Genomic DNA, 845 nt, shown 5'->3' with positions numbered 1-845 from the left:
CAGGGGTAGAGCATCGCCTTGCCAAGGCGAGGGTCGCGGGTTCGAATCCCGTCTTCCGCTCCATACAGAATGACAAGTAAGCCCGATCTCGTGAAGAGGTCGGGCTTTTTGATGTGTATTTTTTCCATACTTGATATTCTTGTGTGGATTTCGTACAGGGGGGATTTGCGATGGTGTTTTGGATGCGTTCGAAGAACAAAAAGAAAAGAAAGTCAGAAACCTCCCAAATCCCCAATCAAATTCTCGAACAGAATCAGAAGGAGAACCTCAACGCGCGCTTGGAGGATACCGTCGCTTTTATCCAAAACCTGATCGGGGACAACGATGATTTTGTGATCCGTCGGTTTCAGATCCTCGGGCGGTATCCGGCCGCGTTGCTCTAGCGGTACAGGTCATCGATGCGGTTTTGCGAGAGGATGCTGCTGTTGTGGTCGACGGGTGGGAGGAAGCGATGGTGATCAGCAATCGCTTTGTGAAAAAGCGCGCCATCTCTCAATCGCAACCGGAACAGGTCATCCGCGGTCCGCGTGAGGGGTTTATCGAGATGCTGATGACCAACCTCTCGTTGTTGCGCTATCGATTGCCGACCGCTGACTTTCGCGTCAAGATGATGAAGGTCGGGCGCATGACCGTGGATGTGACCGTATCCCCGTGGATTCGACGCGCCGGAATGATGGTGCGATAAAGTCTTTGTAAAAAAATACCTGTTGCATTTGGGCTTGCAACATGGTAAATTACTAAGAGTCGCCACTGAGCGACGCGCTTTGAACGAAAGATGAATGATTGATCCTTGAAAACTAAACGAGTGATAGATGAAGATCGATTCGAGCCAGAAGCTCTTACTA

At 50.3% G+C, this 845-nt stretch carries 2 protein-coding genes; both read left to right on the top strand.

Annotated features, from left to right (window positions below; genetic code table 11):
- Positions 1-170: 170 nt before the first annotated feature.
- Complete coding sequence (locus EL26_RS23110; RefSeq protein WP_038094865.1) at positions 171-383, top strand: hypothetical protein; 213 nt, start codon at positions 171-173, stop codon at positions 381-383.
- A gap of 11 nt (positions 384-394) precedes the next feature.
- Complete coding sequence (locus EL26_RS23105; RefSeq protein ID WP_152559383.1) at positions 395-685, top strand: spore germination protein; 291 nt, start codon at positions 395-397, stop codon at positions 683-685.
- Positions 686-845 lie beyond the last annotated feature (160 nt).

The sequence above is a fragment of the Tumebacillus flagellatus genome, assembly GCF_000714935.1.
Classification (GTDB): Bacteria; Bacillota; Bacilli; order Tumebacillales; family Tumebacillaceae; genus Tumebacillus; species Tumebacillus flagellatus.
Note: the sequence above shows the minus strand (reverse complement) of the source record. Positions and strands in the feature narration are given on the sequence as shown.